Source organism: Streptomyces violascens, from assembly GCF_014649955.1.
Lineage (GTDB): Bacteria > Actinomycetota > Actinomycetes > Streptomycetales > Streptomycetaceae > Streptomyces > Streptomyces violascens.
Map to the genome: position 1 here is coordinate 389,232 of NZ_BMUA01000001.1, position 14,595 is coordinate 403,826.

Genomic DNA, 14,595 nt, shown 5'->3' on the forward strand with positions numbered 1-14,595 from the left:
TGGTCGCCACCCTTGACGAGTGGGCACGTGCCCACAATAGTGGGCGCATGCCCACTCTGCCTCCGGAGCAGCCCCGTCCCGCAGGAAACGAGCCTCACAGGGCCCGCCGCATGGCCGAGTCGTTCGGCTCGGACGCCGAGCGCTACGACCGGGCCCGCCCGCGCTACCCCGACGCCCTGCTGCACCGGATCGTCGCGGCCGCCCCCGGCCCCGACATCCTCGACGTCGGCTGCGGCACCGGAATCGCCGCCCGGCAGTTGCAGGCGATGGGATGCCACGTGGTCGGGGTCGAGCCCGACGCGCGGATGGCCGACGTGGCCCGGCGGTTCGGGGTCGAGGTCGACGTGGCGACCGTAGAGGGCTGGGAGCCGGCGGACCGGAGGTTCCACGCGGTCACCGCCGGGCAGGCCTGGCACTGGATCGACCCGGTCGCGGGAGCGGCCAAGGCCGCGCAGGCGCTGCGGCCCGGTGGCCTGCTCGCGGCGTTCTGGAACGCCTTCCAGCTTCCGCCCGAGGTGGCGGAGGCCTTCGGCACCGCGTACCGGCGGGTCGTGCCCGACTCCCCGTTCGATCCCCGGGCGATGGCGAAGAGCACTCTCGACGCGTACGCGGCGATGCTCACCAAGACCGCCGAGGGGATCCGTAAGGCGGGCGGATTCGGCGAGCCGGAACAGTGGCGCTTCGACTGGGAGCGGTCCTACACCCGCGACGCATGGCTGGACCAGCTGCCCACCTACGGCATCCTCGCCGGCCTCGCGCCGGACGAGCTGGCCGAGGTGGTGCGGGAGGCGGGGGCCGCCGTCGACACGCTGGGCGGCAGCTTCACGATGCGCTACGCGACGGTGGCGGTCGCCGCGACCCGAACGGGCGGCGCCTGAACGCCAGTTGACCCATCCGCGTCACGCGGGCGAGACGGACCGCGCGACGCGGAACCCCACGTCGTCGATCCGGAACGTCGGGTGGCTGCGGCGTCGCACGGAGGCCCGGCAGCTCCAGGGCTCGTCGAACCATCCGCCGCCGCGCAGCACCCGGTAGCTCTTGTAGACCTCGGCGTCGTAGACGTCCCAGCACCACTCCCACACATTGCCCAGCATGTCGTGGAGGCCCCATGCGTTGGGCCGCTTGCCGCCCACCTCGTGGATCCGCTCCCCCGAGTTGGCCCGGTGCCAGGCGATCTCGTCCAGCGGGCCGTACCGCGCCTCGGTCGTGCCGGCCCGGCACGCGTGCTCCCACTCGGCCTCGGCCGGGAGCCGGTAGCCGTCGGCGGACGCGCGCCATGCGACGCTCTCGCCGTCGACGTGGCGATACGCAGGCGTCAACCCCTCCTGCCGGGAACGGGAGTTGCAGTAGAGGACGGCGTCCAGCCAGGAGACACCCTCGACGGGCCGTCGCTCACCCTGCGCGGCGCTTGGCCACTCCCCGGTGACCTGCGCGTACGCGGCCTGGGTCACCGGGTGCACGCCGAGGTGGAACGCCGCGACGTCGGCCTGCCAACTGCGCTGCGTCCGCCGGTCCGACAGCGTCACCCGCCCCGGCGGAACAGTGATCATTTCTTCCCCGGCCATCGCGTTCGCGTCCATGATCAAGTGATCCTAGCCAGGACGGCCCGCCGCTACTTCTCGGTCAGCGGGTTCTCGCACGCCCGGTGGGACGGCGGGGGCATGGGGCGGGTGTAGGGGTGCGGGGGAAGGGTGCCGAGACAGGCGCCGGGCGCCGACTCGTTGACCGCCCGCACCCGGCCCAACGGAGCAGGCGCGAAGGGGGACTTGGCGCGCACGAAGGTGTTGAAGCTCTCGAAGTCGCGCGTGTGCCGGACCGCCTCGGTGTGCTTCAGGAGAGCCGGATAGCCGTCGGCGCCGATGAAGGTGTACGACGTCGAGGCGAGCCGGTACGAGGCGCGGAGGTCGAGCGGGATGCCGTCGATGAGGACGTCGGCGGGTCTGACGCGTGCGCCCGGCGGCGCGGCGGCGTCGAAGGCGTAGCGGACGTTGGAGGAGACGGCGAGGGGCGCGTAGGTGAGGTCCCCGTCGTCCACGGCCCACTGCTGTTCCAGTGCGTCGTGGAGGGTCTGTCCCGTGACGGTGGCGGTGATGACGGGACAGCCGTAGCCGACGGCCTTCCAGGCCCGGTCGAAGGTGATCACCCCGCCCGAGGACGGGATGTGCGGCAGCCCGTTGCCGATGACGGTGCGGCCGGTGCGGGGAGCCACGGCGATCAGAGCGAGGTCGGCGGGCTCGTTCGGGTTGATGTTGGAATTGTCGAACGTGTCCGGTTTCTGGCGGCCGGCCCACAGCGCCCAGTCGGCCACGAGGTTTCCCATCGTGCTCTCGCCCGTGGGGCTGAGGTGCCTGGTGAAGGAGGCGGTCACCCGGCCGATGGGGATGGCGCTGCGCCGCTTCGCATAGCCGGTCCAGTAGTCGGCGATCTCCTTGAGGGCCGGATCGGCCGCCACATCACGGGTGTTGGGGTGATTGGTGGATGTGGTCAGCGCGCGGACGACGGCGCCGGTGCGCGGGTCGAGCCGCAGGTTGATCTCGTTGATCAGCTGGCCGTGGCAGCCCGCCTCCACGAACGGGCGTGGATTGCCCCGGGGGTCGGGCAGCATCATGTTGAACCTGCAGTGCCAGTGGCCCGTGACGATCACGTCGATGTCGGCCGACACCCTGAGGGCCAGATCGTACGCGGGGCCGGACGGGATCGTCGCGCTGTTGAAGTCGTCCCCGGCCACGGCCCCGTCGTGCATGCTCAGGACGATGGCGTTGACGCCGCGTTCCTTCAGCTCCGCGGCGCACCGGTCGACGGTGGCGACCTCGTCCAGCGTCGAGAGGGCGGGCTGGTAGGAGGTGGAGAAGCGTTCCATGCCGACCGTCGTCAGGTGGATGAACCCGATCGGCAGCCGGCGCCCGCCCGGCGCGGTGACCCATTCGATGTTGTACGGAGGGAGCACCGTCCGGCCGCTGTGCCGCCAGACGGCGTTGGCGCAGTAGTAGCGGAACGTCGCCCCGCCGAACGGCTCGCCCTGGGAGTCGTAGAACGTGTTGGTGTGCCCCATCCCCGGGTACGGGATGCCGTGCTGCATATGGCCGGTCAGAAAGCCGGGTGTGCGGTCGAACTCGTGGTTGCCGGCCGTCGCGAAGTCGAGGCCGAGGCGGTTGAGCGCCTCGATGGTCGGCTCGTCCGCCATGGATTCGGCGGCCATCGTCCAGCCCGAGAACAGATCACCCGGCGCGAAGAAGATCGAGTTCGCCCGGCCGGATCGCAGCCGTTCCAGGTGGGTGGCCATGTAGGCGACCCCGCCCACCTCGTACCGCCGGCCGCCGGCACCGGTGATCACGGTGTCCGCCCCCGGCGCGCCCTGAAGGAATCCGTGCAGGTCGGTGATGCTGAGCAGCTGGACGTCGACATACTCCTGCGCGCTCGCCGCGTCCCGCGCGTGCGGGGTGGCGAAGGCAGTGGTCCCGGTGGCGAGGAGGGCCCCCAGCGACCCTGCCGCGGTCATGAAACTGCGCCGGCCGAGCTCGCGCACGTGGGTCCCCTGTCTCGGGTCGAGGCTTCCCCGCGTCCGCGGACATGCGCCGGACACGCGTCGCCCCGGGCGCATTCCCCTCGCCCCCGTGGCGAAGGGATCGGGCGCGCCCAACCTAAGTCGTCGGCTCGCGGCAGACACGCTTGCACGGCAAAAGGGGCACTCGTGTCGCGCGGTCCCGGCAGGTGCAGGGCGGGCAAACGGCCGAATCCCGCTCAACCGCACCAGGCCCGCTCAACCCCCTCGTCCGCCCCCGGGTCCTGTCGGCCGACCGGCGCGCCACACGAGCACTCACGGGAAGAGGCCCCCATGGCAGTACGTACGGTACGGAGAGTCAGGACCGCGATCCTCGGGACGGTCCTCGCCGGCGCGGTGATCGCCACCGCGTTCGTCGCGCCCGCTTCGGCACAGCAGGCACAGCCCACCGGACAAGCACGTCCCACCGGCCATCGCGCCACTCAGCAGGCCATGGAGGCCACGGTCGCGGCGGGCGTGCCCGGGGTGATCGGCGTCGCCGAGGACGGGCGCGGCCGCTGGACCGGCGAGGCGGGCGTCGCCGACACGCGCACCGGCCGCGAGCGCCAGGCGCGGGACACCTTCCGGGTCGGCTCGATCACGAAGACGTTCATCTCGACCGTCCTGCTCCAATTGGAGGCGGAGGGGAGGCTGAGCCTGGACGACTCGGTGGACAAGTGGCTGCCGGGCCTGGTGCGGGGCAACGGGAACGACGGGCGCGCGATCACTCTGCGCCACATCCTCAACCACACCAGCGGGATCTACAACTACACGCAGGACCCGGACTTCCGGAAGCTGGTCTTCGGCCCCGGCTTCCTCCGGCACCGCTACGACACCTGGACGCCCGAGCGCCTCGTGCGCACGGCCCTGGCCCACCGGCCCGACTTCGCACCCGGCACGAGCTGGAAGTACTCCAACACCAACTACATCCTCGCCGGAATGGTGATCCAGAAGGTCACCGGCCGCTCGTACGCACAGGAGGCCGAGCGGCGCATCCTGCGCCCGCTGAACCTGCGCTCCACCTCGTTCCCCGGCACCGACTCCCGGATGCCGCAGCCGAGCGGCCGGGCGTACTCGACCCTGGGCGGCACCCCGGGCCAGGTGTACGACGTCACCGAACTCAACCCGTCGGTCGGGGGATCGGCGGGCGAGGTCATCTCCGACTCCCTTGATCTCAACCGGTTCTACCGGGCGCTGCTGGGCGGGAAGCTGCTGCCGCCGCGCCAGCTGGCGGAGATGACGACGACCGTCCCCAGCGACGAGATCCCCCACTCCTCGTACGGTCTTGGCCTGATGAAGGTGAGGCTGTCCTGCGGCACCGAGGTCTGGGGCCATTCCGGAGGCATCCACGGCTCCAGCTCGCAAGCCGTGGTGACGAAGGACGCCAAACACTCCCTGGCCCTCAACTTCAACGGGGACTGGACGGGCGACTCGGCGAGGGTAGTCGAAGCGGAGTTCTGCGGCACGAAGTGACGTACAGGAGCGGGCAGTTGGAGGCGGACGCCCCCTCGTTCTCCGCGCCAGAGCCATAAGCAATCCTTCTGGCCCTCAGATCTGACATGTCTTGGACTTCCGGCTTCGGCCATCGCAGGGTGGAGCCGGGAGAAAGGAAGTCGGTCATGACGGTACTGATCGCGGGAGCGGGGATCGGCGGGCTCACTGCCGCGCTGAGTCTGCATGCGGCGGGCATCGACACGGTGGTGATGGAGAGCGCGCGGGAGATCCGGCCTCTGGGCGTCGGCATCAACCTGCTGCCGCACGCGGTGCGCGAACTGACCGAGCTCGGCCTCGGCGAGCACCTCGCCGAGGCCGGGGTCGCCACGGCCGAGAACGTGTACAGCGACACGAAAGGCCGTCACCTCTTCACGGAACCAAGGGGGTTGGCGAAGGGCTACCGATGGCCGCAGTACTCGGTCCACCGCGGCGAGCTGCAACTCCTGCTCCTCGCGGCGGTCCGCGAACGACTGGGCAGCGACGCGGTACGCAGCGGCATGCGGCTGGTGGACTTCGCGCAGGAGGCCGACGAGGTCCGCGTCCGGCTGCTGCACCGGGCGAGCGGGGCCGTGGAGGAGTGCGGCGCCGCGGCCCTCATCGGTGCGGACGGGCTGCACTCCGCCGTCCGGGCGCGGCTGCATCCGGACGGCGGGCCGTTGCTGTGGTCGGGCATCCGGATGTGGCGGGGTGTGACGGAGTCCGAGCCGTTTCTCACCGGCCGCTCGATGGTGATCGTCCGGGAGGGGGACGTGGAACTGGTCGCCTATCCGATCGGGCGTGGCCGGATCAACTGGGTGGCGCAGGTGCGCGTGGCGGAGCCGGGCCCGCTCGCCGAGGGAGCGGACTGGAACAGCGCGGGCCGCCTCGCGGACGTGCTGCCGTACTTCGAGGACTGGTCGCTGGGACGGCTGGACGTGCCGGCCCTGCTGGCGAACAGCTCGGGGATCCTGGAGTACCCGATGGTCGACCGGGAGCCGCTGCCCGCGTGGGGGCGCGGCCGGGTGACCCTGCTCGGCGATGCCGCGCACCCGATGTATCCGGTGGGCGCGAACGGCGCGTCCCAGTCGATCGTCGACGCCCGGGTGCTGGCCGCCGAACTCACGGCGGCCGGCGACGTGCCGACGGGTCTCGCCCGGTACGAGAGCCTGCGCCGGGAGGCGACAGCGGCGGTGGTCCTGGCCAACCGGGAGATGAGCCGGACGAGCAGCGGTTCCGCGAGCGGCCTTGCGCGGATGACCGACACCTACCGGCACGCCACGGGAAGCGATGTGGCCGTCCTCAACTCACGCGCCTCCCTGACCCCCGGCTGAGCCGAAACGGTCGGGGTCGGCGCGGGAGGCGCGCTCCAGGAGGAGGTCCTTTTCCTGGACGTTGTGGGTCAGGGAGGCCGCGCGCTCGAACTCCGCCCTCGCTTCGGCCCTCCGGCCCAGCCGCTCCAGGAGATCTCCTCGTACGCTCGGCAGCAAGTGGTAGCCCTTCAGGGCCGGTTCGTCCCTCAGCGCGTCCACCAGGGCCAGGCCTGCCGCCGGGCCCTCGGACATCGCCACGGCCACCGCCCGGTTCAGCTCGATCACGGGGGACGGGGTCAGCGCCATCAGGCGGCCGTAGAGGAGGGCGATCGACGTCCAGTCGGTGTCCTCGTAGCGCATGGTCTGCGCGTGGCACGCGGCGATCGCCGCCTGGATGGAGTACGGGCCGTCGCCCGCGCGGTGCAGGGCCTCGATGCCCCGGCGGATGAGCAGGCGGTTCCACTTGGCGCGGTTCTGGTCGGCGAGCAGCACCGGCTCGCCGCCGGGTCCGGTGCGGGCCGCGATGCGGGAGGACTGGAACTCCAGCAGCGCGGCCAGGCCGTGCACTTCGGGCTCCTTGGGCATCAGGGCGCAGAGCACGCGCACCAGGCGGAGCGCGTCCTCGCAGAGCGCGGGGCGCACCAGGTCGTCGCCGGCCGTCGCGGAGTACCCCTCGTTGAAGACGAGGTAGATGACTTCGAGGACCGAGGCGACGCGGGCGTCCCGGTCGGTTCCGTACGGCACCTCGAAAGGGACCCCGGCCTTGGCGAGGGTCCGTTTCGCGCGGACGATGCGCTGGGCGACCGTGGGCTCGGGGGCCAGGAACGCGCGGGCGATCTCCTGTGTGGTCAGCCCGCCGAGCAGGCGCAGGGTGAGGGCGATCCTGGCCTCGGTCGAAAGCACGGGATGGCAGGCGGTGAAGATGAGCCGCAGCAGGTCGTCGTCGATGCGGTCCGGGTCGTCGAAGTCCGCCGGGTCGGGCGGCGGCACGTCTTCGAGGGCCCGCCCGACCTCCGCCAGCTTGCGGGCGTACGTCTCCTTGCGGCGGACCAGGTCGATCGCGCGGTGCTTGGCGGTGGCCATGAGCCAGGCGCCCGGCTTGTCCGGGACGCCCGACTCGGGCCACTGTTCCAGTGCCGCGACCAGGGCGTCCTGCGCGAGCTCCTCCGCGATGCCGACGTCCCGCACGATGCGGGCGACCCCCGCGATGATCCGCGCGGACTCGATCCTGAATACCGCTTCGACCGTCTCGGTCGCACTTGCTGCCGTCACGGCCACCCATCAGAGCAGCCCCGCGCAGACGCGGCAAGCTCGACCCGGCGGGCCGTCCGGATGCCCCTCACACATCCCCCGGCGGACACCCCCTCGCGGCTTCCGTCCGCACCTGGTTGCGTAGCCTTGGCCACATGCACCGGCTCCAGCGTCTCCGCCTCGATCATGCCGCGGCCCTCCTGAAGTTCGAGCGGGAGAACCGGGCGTACTTCGCCGCGTCGATCTCCGACCGGGGCGACGACTACTTCACGCATTTCGACGCCCGCCACCGCGCACTGCTGGCCGAGCAGGACGCGGGCACCTGCTTCTTCCACCTCGTGGTGGACGACGACGGCTCGGTCCTCGGCCGGGTCAACTTGGTTGACGCAGCTGATGGTTCCGCCGAGCTCGGGTACCGGATCGCCGAGCGGGCCGCCGGACAGGGGCTGGCCACCGCGTCCGTCCGCGAGGCCTGCGCGCTGGCCCTCGCGGAGTACGGCCTCACCACGCTGACCGCCGTCACGACCCTGGACAACATCGGCTCCCGGACCGTCCTTGCCCGCACCGGATTCACCCCCACCACGCCGCTCCAGCTGGACGGCCGCCCGGGCCTTCGCTTCGTACGGGATCTGCGACTTGGCCGATAGCCGACCACCGCGCAGGCCCTGGTCGTACACTCGCCCGTAGCCTCACATGCGTGTGAGGGTGAGGGAGTCGATCCGCAAGGAGGAGCACATGCGCATCGGAGAGCTTTCGGAGCGCACCGGCACGTCGCGCCGGCTGCTGCGCTACTACGAGGAGCAGGGCCTGATCGTCTCCAGCCGCTCCCCCAACGGCTACCGCAGCTACGACGAGAACCTCGTGGACCGGGTCCTGCAGATCCGGGGACTGCTCGACGCGGGGCTTCCGACCCGCATCATCAAGCAGATCCTCCCCTGCCTCAACAAGCCCCGCGTCATCCACTTCCCCGACGCCACCCCGGAGATGCTCTCCACGCTCACCCTCGAACGCGACCGCATGACGCAGCGCATCGAATGCCTGATCCGCAACCGCGACGCGGTGTCGGAGTATCTCGACACGGTGAGCGCAGGAGCGACCCCCGACCGCATCCCGCAGGCGTCGGCGGCCCGCTGAATCGCGGACGCCTGAACGCTCTCGACCACCCTGCTTGCAGGGCGAGTTGAAGGGCCGTTCACGGGCCGCCTTCCTCGACCTCCACAAGGACGAGGACGCCATGGCTCCCGGGGCGCACCGCGTGCCCGGTCCCCGCCGGGACCATCTGCAGCTCGCCCGCGTTCACGGTCACGGGCCGGCCGGCGACGGTGAGTTCGAGTCGGCCGTCGAGGACAAGCAGAGCCTCCGTCGCGTCGTGGCGCTCCTCGGCGATCGGCAGCTCGTCCATCCTGAGGACCTTCACACAGGCCGGTCCCACCTCCCCCAGGACGAGCGAGCGCCATCCGGCGGGGAGGCCGGCAGCGGTTTTCAGCAGGTCGATCGGACTCAAGGCGCAGGTCTCCTCTGCGGTCGGGGCATGACGCCGCCAACCGTTGCGGGGTGGATCTGTGGATGCCTCGAAGGCTATGCGCCCGCCGGACCCCGCCGGTCGACCGAATGGCAAAGGATGTCTGCTCCGCGCTGGAACGGATCCGGCCGCATCTCTGTCTACCTTTCCGGGCACCCCCGAGCGGTGCCGCTCGGGCATGCCCGGGTGTACTTCTGGCAGAGAGTTCTATCGACCCATGGGTCTCACGAGTAACAACGTGCTGGCACTGACCGTGCTCTGCGCGGTGGTGATGTTCACGGTCACCATCTGGTTGTGGCCGCGCCTGGCGCGTCAGAACTGGAAAACCGTCCTGGGCCGGCTGGGGCTGCTGGTGGTGACTCAGCTGCTGGTGTTCGCCGCGGTGGGGCTTGCGACGAACAACAGCTTCCTGTTCTTCGGCTCGTGGACAGATCTGTTCGGGCAGGAGCAGGGAGTCGGCGTGGTGGTCGACCATTCGGCTCAACTGGGCGACGGGTTCCGGGAGTTCCTGGCCCGTTGAACCACCCGGCCCCGACACGCCCCGCAGGGCGCGTCGGGGCCGGCGCAGGTTCCTCAGCGGCGGCGCCGACCGCCCAGGACCCTGGCGAGCAGACCCTGCGACGCGGCAACCGGAACCGGCGCGGCGGGCTCCGGCTCGGCCGGCCGCTCCGGCGGGGCCACCGGGCGCAGGGGCCGGGGCGGGGCCGGGGCCTTGGCCTTCTTGCCGTCGATCCGGATCAGCGGGGCGCCCGCCACCTCTTCCACCCCGTGCCACAGGTCCGTGCGCGACTTCAGCCACTCGAGCAGCTCGGCCCGTACCGGCTCGGCGTCGCCCCAAGTGCCGTACGCCTTGGTGCCGGTGATGCAGATGAGCTTCAGCTCCATGGTGGCCACCGCTCCCCAGACCGCCGCCGCGACGCCGGGGCAGTGTTCGGCCCGGAAGTCGTCGAAGGCCACGATCGCGTCCGGGCCGGCCAGCTCCCTGGCGGCCTCGATGTCGCCGTGCACGTGCTCGTACAGGTGCGAGGCGTCGACATGGATGAAGCGGCAGCTGTCCGGCTTCAGGCGGGAGGCGATGACGGAGGTGGGCGCCTGGACGATGGTGGGCAGCTCTTCGTGGAAGGCGAGGTAGTTCGCCTCGAAGCCGCGGCGGGTCAGCGTCGAGTACGACCGGTCCATCTCCGCGCTGTTGGGGTCGTCCGGTGCCGGGGAGTCGAAGAGGTCGCAGACCGTGAACTCCTCGCCGGGCCGCAGATACCCGCCGGTGAAAATCGCGCTCTTGCCCAGATAGGCACCGAGTTCCAGCAGGTCACCTGCCTGTTCCGGGAACTTTTCCTGACGCTTCAGAAACCAGTCGAACAGCAGTTGATCGGCCGGCCAGAACCAGCCTTTGACATCGGAGAAGCCGGCCGGGGGCGGCACCGGTGCACTCGTCGTTTGTGACATGGACCGGTCCTACTCCTGCCAGATGACCGGAAGATGACCGCGGGGCGTGGCCCGGACACCCCCCGCTGAAACTCCCCCGTCATCAAAGGAAATCCCGGTCCGGGACCACGATCGCAACGCTCCGTATCCCGTACGACACGCAAGGCGACCATCACTCCCACCGGCCGAATTGCCGAATTCCACCACTACACATAAAGGCGACATAAGCGCACAATAGGAGCGCGACACAGTGTCGCAGCGCGGCCAGACGTGCAGACTTTCAGAAGGAGGCGAGTCGGATGGCCGACGTCTCACACCGCCCCGGTGATATTTCGGGGCACCCCGATGTATCGGAGATGCGGGACCGCTACGCGAGGGTGATGGAAACCCGCGGCGTCGCGGCGGTCGAGGAGCTCGTGATCCTCGCCGGCATATACGCAGCGATCTCCGGCTGGACGGTCCACTTCTCGGCCGCCAAGCCCACCCTGGCCCTCAGCAACCTGGTCGTCGGCATAGCCCTCGCGGTCCTGGGCCTGTGCATGTCCATGGCCCCGGAGAGGTCCACGGACCTGAACTTCGTGGTCCTGCTCCTCGGAGCCTGGCTGATCGTCTCTCCGTGGGTCGTCGCGCGCAGCGCCGGCACCGGAGCCATCCTCAGCAACGTCATCACAGGCGCCTGTGTGTGCCTGTTCGCACTGGTCGCGGGCGGCATTCTGATGTCCAGGGGCCGAAGGTCGACCTGACGTCCGCCGCCGTCACCCTGACGCCGTGAAAGCCCCGTCGGTCGCACGGAGTCCGATGGCCGCCAGGATGCGGCGAACCACCCGACTCGCACGGCACCCGCACTTCAACTCCCGGTCTGGAACCCGGAGTTGGTGCGGGCGCCGTCGAGTTCCGAGCCCACCCGGCGCAGCCACCTGAGCTCGCCGTCGTGCCACACATCGGTCGGCGCGAGACCCGCGGCCGCGGCAACCGCGGCGGAAGCGCGGTGCTCGGGGTGGATGTGCGCCAGCACCTCCCGCACGGGCCGTTGTCCGAGCCACTCCACGAGCCCCCTGGCCGCCTCGGTGGCGATGCCCCGGCCCTGCCACGGGGTTCCCACCACCCACGCGATCTCTGCGACCGCCCCTTGCGGGGACGGGGCAACCGTCGCCTGGACCGTGCCCGCCAGACAGCCCTCCTCGCGGAGCCGGACCACCCAGTTCAGCCAGCTCACCCCGGGGTCGGGAGAGCCCGCGGTCAGGCGCTCGTAGCGGGCGCGGAGGGCCTGTGGGGCGTCCGGGGCGCCGCCGATGAACGCATGCAGCGCGGGGTCGGACAGCACCGCGGCCATTTCCTCGGCGTGTGCGACGCGGAGCGGCAGGAGGTCGAGCCGCGCGGTCGCGATGGCCTCGGGGGTAAAGGTGCTCACCCCGACATCCTCTCCACTCGCCCACCCTGCTGTCGATCTACACCCATCGAATCCGGGGACTGGTGCAACCCCGTCCGCCGGGGCGAAGATGCTCTCCACTCGACCGGGCAGACGGGAGCGTTTTCAACGATGCGGGAATTACCGGTTCCGGACGCGGAGGGTGAGTTACCCGGCGCCCAGCGCCGCCCGTTCGGCCGGCGCCGCCCGTTCGGCCGACCCGCCCGCCGACCGCGGACGACCGCCATCACCCGATTCGTGATCATGGCCCTCACCAGTGCGTGTGAGGGCGATCACAGCTCCAGGGGGCCGCCCGGGAGTAACCTGGCGACATGCCTCCGCTCGTTCGACGCCGCCACGTGGACTACGTCCGCGTTACGAGCATGGCCTGTCGCACTTCTCGCTGACCCAGGCCCCCCTTCACCCTCCCCGTGCCTCACGCGGCGCCCGCCTCACCCCGGCGAAGCCGTGACCGCGCCCACCCGCGCCGGCCGGGACATATTCCAGCGGATGGCTCCCATGTCGTACGTGACCTCCTCGCAGCTCCCCATCATCGACCTCTCCGCCGCCGACCGCGGCCCCGAGGCCCGGCGGCAGCTGCACACCGAGCTCCACAACGCCGCGCACGGCGTCGGCTTCTTCCAGCTCGTCGGGCACGGCGTCACCGACGCCGAGACCGCCGCACTCAACCACACCATGCGGGCGTTCTTCCAGCTGCCCGAGGCGGACCGGCTCGCCATCGACAACGTCAACTCGCCCCACTTCCGCGGCTATACGCGCATCGGCGACGAGCGCACCGGCGGCTCCCGCGACTGGCGCGACCAGCTCGACATCGGCGCCGAGCGCCCGGCGCACATCCCCGCCCCGGGCGAGCCCGCGTACTGGTGGCTGGAGGGGCCCAACCAGTGGCCCAGCGCCCTGCCGGCGCTGCGCACCGCCGCGCTCACCTGGATCGAGAGGCTCAGCGCGGTCGCCGAGAAGCTGCTGCACGAGCTGCTCGCCGCGATCGGCGCGCCCCAGGACTTCTACGACGACGTGTTCGGCGACCGGGCCCATCTGCACCTCAAGCTGGTGCGCTACCCGGGCAGCGCCGAGGACGGCACCGCCCAGGGGGTCGGCGCCCACAAGGACTACGGCTTCCTCACCCTGCTCCACCAGGACACCGTCGGCGGACTCCAGGTGCAGCGCGAGGACGGCCGCTTCCACGACGTGCCGCCGCTGCCCGGCGCCTTCGTCGTCAACCTGGGCGAGCTGCTCGAAGTCGCGACCAACGGCTATCTGCTCGCCACCAACCACCGTGTGGTGAGCCCGCCCGGAGCCACCGAGCGCTTCTCGGTGCCGTTCTTCTACAACCCGCGCCTGGACGCCCACATCGAGCCGCTGCCCTTCCCGTACGCGGCGCACGCACCCGGCGCCACCGCGGACCCGGCGAACCCGCTGTTCGCCGAGTACGGCCGCAACGAGCTCAAGGGGAAGCTGCGGGCCCACCCCCTGGTGGCCGCCCGCCACCACGCGGACCTGCTGCTCACGGAGCGCCCGCTCGCGGGATCCACCCTGACCTCGTAGCGGACGGCTATACCCGGCGGTCGAGCAACAGCTCGGAGAGAGCGACCAGTTCGTCCACGCACGACGCCTCCAGCGGGACCGCGCGCAGTTGGTCGCGCGCGGCGGCCACCCGGGTGCGCGCGTCCCTCAGGGCGTAGGCGCGGCCGCCGGCCTCCTCGACGAGGCCGGCGGCGTGCCGGACGGCGGCCTCGTCGGGGCCCGCGGCGAGCAGGCCCTCCAGGCGAGGCCCGAGGGACGGGTCCATCGCCATCGCCGCGAGGACGGGCAGCGTTTTCTTTCCCCGCCGCAGATCGCTGTGCACCGGCTTTCCGGTGACGGCGGGGTCGCCCCAGATGCCCAGCACGTCGTCGACCGCCTGGAAGGCGAGGCCCCACTGCCTCCCGGCCCGCGCGAGCGCGTCCGTGAGCGGCGGCGGGGCGCCCGTGAGGACCGGCCCGAGGGCTGTCGCGCAGGCAAGCAGGGCGCCCGTCTTGCGTGCCGCCATGGCCCGGTACTCGGCCAGGCCCACCGCCCCGGGTCCGGCCCACGGGCGGGACTCGAAGAGCACATCGTCCGCCTGTCCGTGCACCAACTCACCCATCATCACGGCCAGTTGCTGGACAGCCGCACCGCTTCCCGCGCCGCCGGCCCCGGCCAGCGTACGGACGGCGAGGGCGAACAGGGCATCGCCCGCGAGGACGGCGGGCCCCGTACCGAAGGCCTTCCAGGCGCTGTCGCGGTGCCGCCGGCGTTCGTCGCCGTCCATGATGTCGTCGTGCATCAGCGAGAAGGTGTGGATCAGCTCGATCGCCACGGCCGCCGGTATCGCCGCATCCGCGCTCGCGCCCACCGCCTGTGCCCCGAGCACGGCGAGCGCCGGCCGCACCCCCTTGCCGCCGCCCCCGGAACTCGGCGTACCGTCCGCCTCGCACCAGCCGAACGCATGCGCCGCGATGCGGCCGGGCCCGGGATGCAGTTCCTGTACGGCCTTGCGCAGCGCCGGCTCGACGAGTTCCCGGCAGCGAGTGAGGGTGGCGGTCGCGGACGGCCTGGCCTTCAGGGATACGGGGGTGTGCGGTCCGGCCTGGGTGGACATGGGCTCTGTTCCTGTCGTGTGCCG

General features: G+C 71.3%; 14 protein-coding genes and 1 pseudogene. 8 read left to right on the forward strand and 7 right to left on the reverse strand.

All coding sequences use genetic code 11. The annotated features are described in order from the left end of the window. Positions 1 to 47: 47 nt before the first annotated feature. Positions 48 to 878, forward strand: a complete 831-nt coding sequence (locus tag IE206_RS01840; RefSeq protein ID WP_189959919.1) for a class I SAM-dependent methyltransferase — start codon at positions 48 to 50, stop codon at positions 876 to 878. 21 nt (positions 879 to 899) lie between these two features. Here the strand turns inward: IE206_RS01840 and IE206_RS01845 are convergent, their stop codons facing one another. Both IE206_RS01845 and IE206_RS01850 read right to left on the reverse strand, forming a co-directional pair. Continuing rightward, positions 900 to 1,580, reverse strand: a complete 681-nt coding sequence (locus IE206_RS01845; RefSeq protein ID WP_226598639.1) for a formylglycine-generating enzyme family protein — start codon at positions 1,578 to 1,580, stop codon at positions 900 to 902. 32 nt (positions 1,581 to 1,612) lie between these two features. After that, positions 1,613 to 3,526: a bifunctional metallophosphatase/5'-nucleotidase gene (locus tag IE206_RS01850; RefSeq protein ID WP_189959920.1), complete on the reverse strand. Its 1,914-nt coding sequence runs from the start codon at positions 3,524 to 3,526 to the stop codon at positions 1,613 to 1,615. Positions 3,527 to 3,835: 309 nt separating this feature from the next. Between IE206_RS01850 and IE206_RS01855 the strand changes: the two genes are divergently transcribed. Continuing rightward, positions 3,836 to 5,014 (forward strand): serine hydrolase domain-containing protein, encoded by a 1,179-nt coding sequence (locus tag IE206_RS01855; RefSeq protein WP_189959921.1) that lies wholly within the window; start codon positions 3,836 to 3,838, stop codon positions 5,012 to 5,014. Positions 5,015 to 5,160: 146 nt separating this feature from the next. Beyond that, positions 5,161 to 6,345 carry a flavin-dependent oxidoreductase gene (locus IE206_RS01860; protein WP_189959922.1) on the forward strand — a complete coding sequence of 395 codons (1,185 nt, stop codon included), beginning with the start codon at positions 5,161 to 5,163 and terminating at the stop codon, positions 6,343 to 6,345. On the opposite strand, the gene IE206_RS01865 is transcribed toward IE206_RS01860, so the two are convergent. Then, the gene (locus tag IE206_RS01865; RefSeq protein WP_189959923.1) at positions 6,319 to 7,596 is read right to left on the reverse strand and encodes an RNA polymerase sigma factor; all 1,278 of its coding nucleotides are present in this window, start codon (positions 7,594 to 7,596) and stop codon (positions 6,319 to 6,321) included. The two genes, IE206_RS01860 and IE206_RS01865, sit on opposite strands and share 27 nt — an antisense overlap. Positions 7,597 to 7,730: 134 nt before the next feature. On the opposite strand from IE206_RS01865, the gene IE206_RS01870 reads away from it, so the two are divergent. Next, positions 7,731 to 8,222 carry a GNAT family N-acetyltransferase gene (locus IE206_RS01870; RefSeq protein ID WP_189959925.1) on the forward strand — a complete coding sequence of 164 codons (492 nt, stop codon included), beginning with the start codon at positions 7,731 to 7,733 and terminating at the stop codon, positions 8,220 to 8,222. Between the two features lie 88 nt (positions 8,223 to 8,310). After that, the gene (locus IE206_RS01875; protein WP_189959927.1) at positions 8,311 to 8,709 is read left to right on the forward strand and encodes a MerR family transcriptional regulator; all 399 of its coding nucleotides are present in this window, start codon (positions 8,311 to 8,313) and stop codon (positions 8,707 to 8,709) included. A 58-nt stretch (positions 8,710 to 8,767) separates the two neighbouring features. On the opposite strand, the gene IE206_RS01880 is transcribed toward IE206_RS01875, so the two are convergent. Then, positions 8,768 to 9,079, reverse strand: a complete 312-nt coding sequence (locus IE206_RS01880) for a cupin domain-containing protein (RefSeq protein ID WP_189959928.1) — start codon at positions 9,077 to 9,079, stop codon at positions 8,768 to 8,770. A gap of 235 nt (positions 9,080 to 9,314) precedes the next feature. Between IE206_RS01880 and IE206_RS01885 the strand changes: the two are divergent. Then, a pseudogene (locus IE206_RS01885) lies at positions 9,315 to 9,578 on the forward strand (esterase); the annotation flags it as partial. Positions 9,579 to 9,670: 92 nt separating this feature from the next. Here IE206_RS01885 and IE206_RS01890 read toward each other — a convergent pair. Beyond that, the gene (locus tag IE206_RS01890) at positions 9,671 to 10,543 is read right to left on the reverse strand and encodes a class I SAM-dependent methyltransferase (protein ID WP_189959932.1); all 873 of its coding nucleotides are present in this window, start codon (positions 10,541 to 10,543) and stop codon (positions 9,671 to 9,673) included. Positions 10,544 to 10,821: 278 nt separating this feature from the next. Between IE206_RS01890 and IE206_RS01895 the strand changes: the two genes are divergently transcribed. Further along, positions 10,822 to 11,265, forward strand: coding sequence for an SPW repeat protein (locus IE206_RS01895; protein WP_189959934.1), 444 nt, complete (start codon positions 10,822 to 10,824; stop codon positions 11,263 to 11,265). A gap of 104 nt (positions 11,266 to 11,369) precedes the next feature. Here IE206_RS01895 and IE206_RS01900 read toward each other — a convergent pair whose 3' ends face one another. Beyond that, complete coding sequence (locus IE206_RS01900; protein ID WP_189959936.1) at positions 11,370 to 11,933, reverse strand: GNAT family N-acetyltransferase; 564 nt, start codon at positions 11,931 to 11,933, stop codon at positions 11,370 to 11,372. Positions 11,934 to 12,440: 507 nt separating this feature from the next. Here IE206_RS01900 and IE206_RS01905 point away from each other — a divergent pair. Then, positions 12,441 to 13,496, forward strand: coding sequence for an isopenicillin N synthase family dioxygenase (locus IE206_RS01905; RefSeq protein WP_373300851.1), 1,056 nt, complete (start codon positions 12,441 to 12,443; stop codon positions 13,494 to 13,496). Positions 13,497 to 13,503: 7 nt separating this feature from the next. Here IE206_RS01905 and IE206_RS01910 read toward each other — a convergent pair whose 3' ends face one another. Continuing rightward, on the reverse strand, positions 13,504 to 14,571 hold the full coding sequence (locus IE206_RS01910) for a polyprenyl synthetase family protein (RefSeq protein WP_189959939.1): 1,068 nt from the start codon (positions 14,569 to 14,571) through the stop codon (positions 13,504 to 13,506). Positions 14,572 to 14,595: the final 24 nt, after the last annotated feature.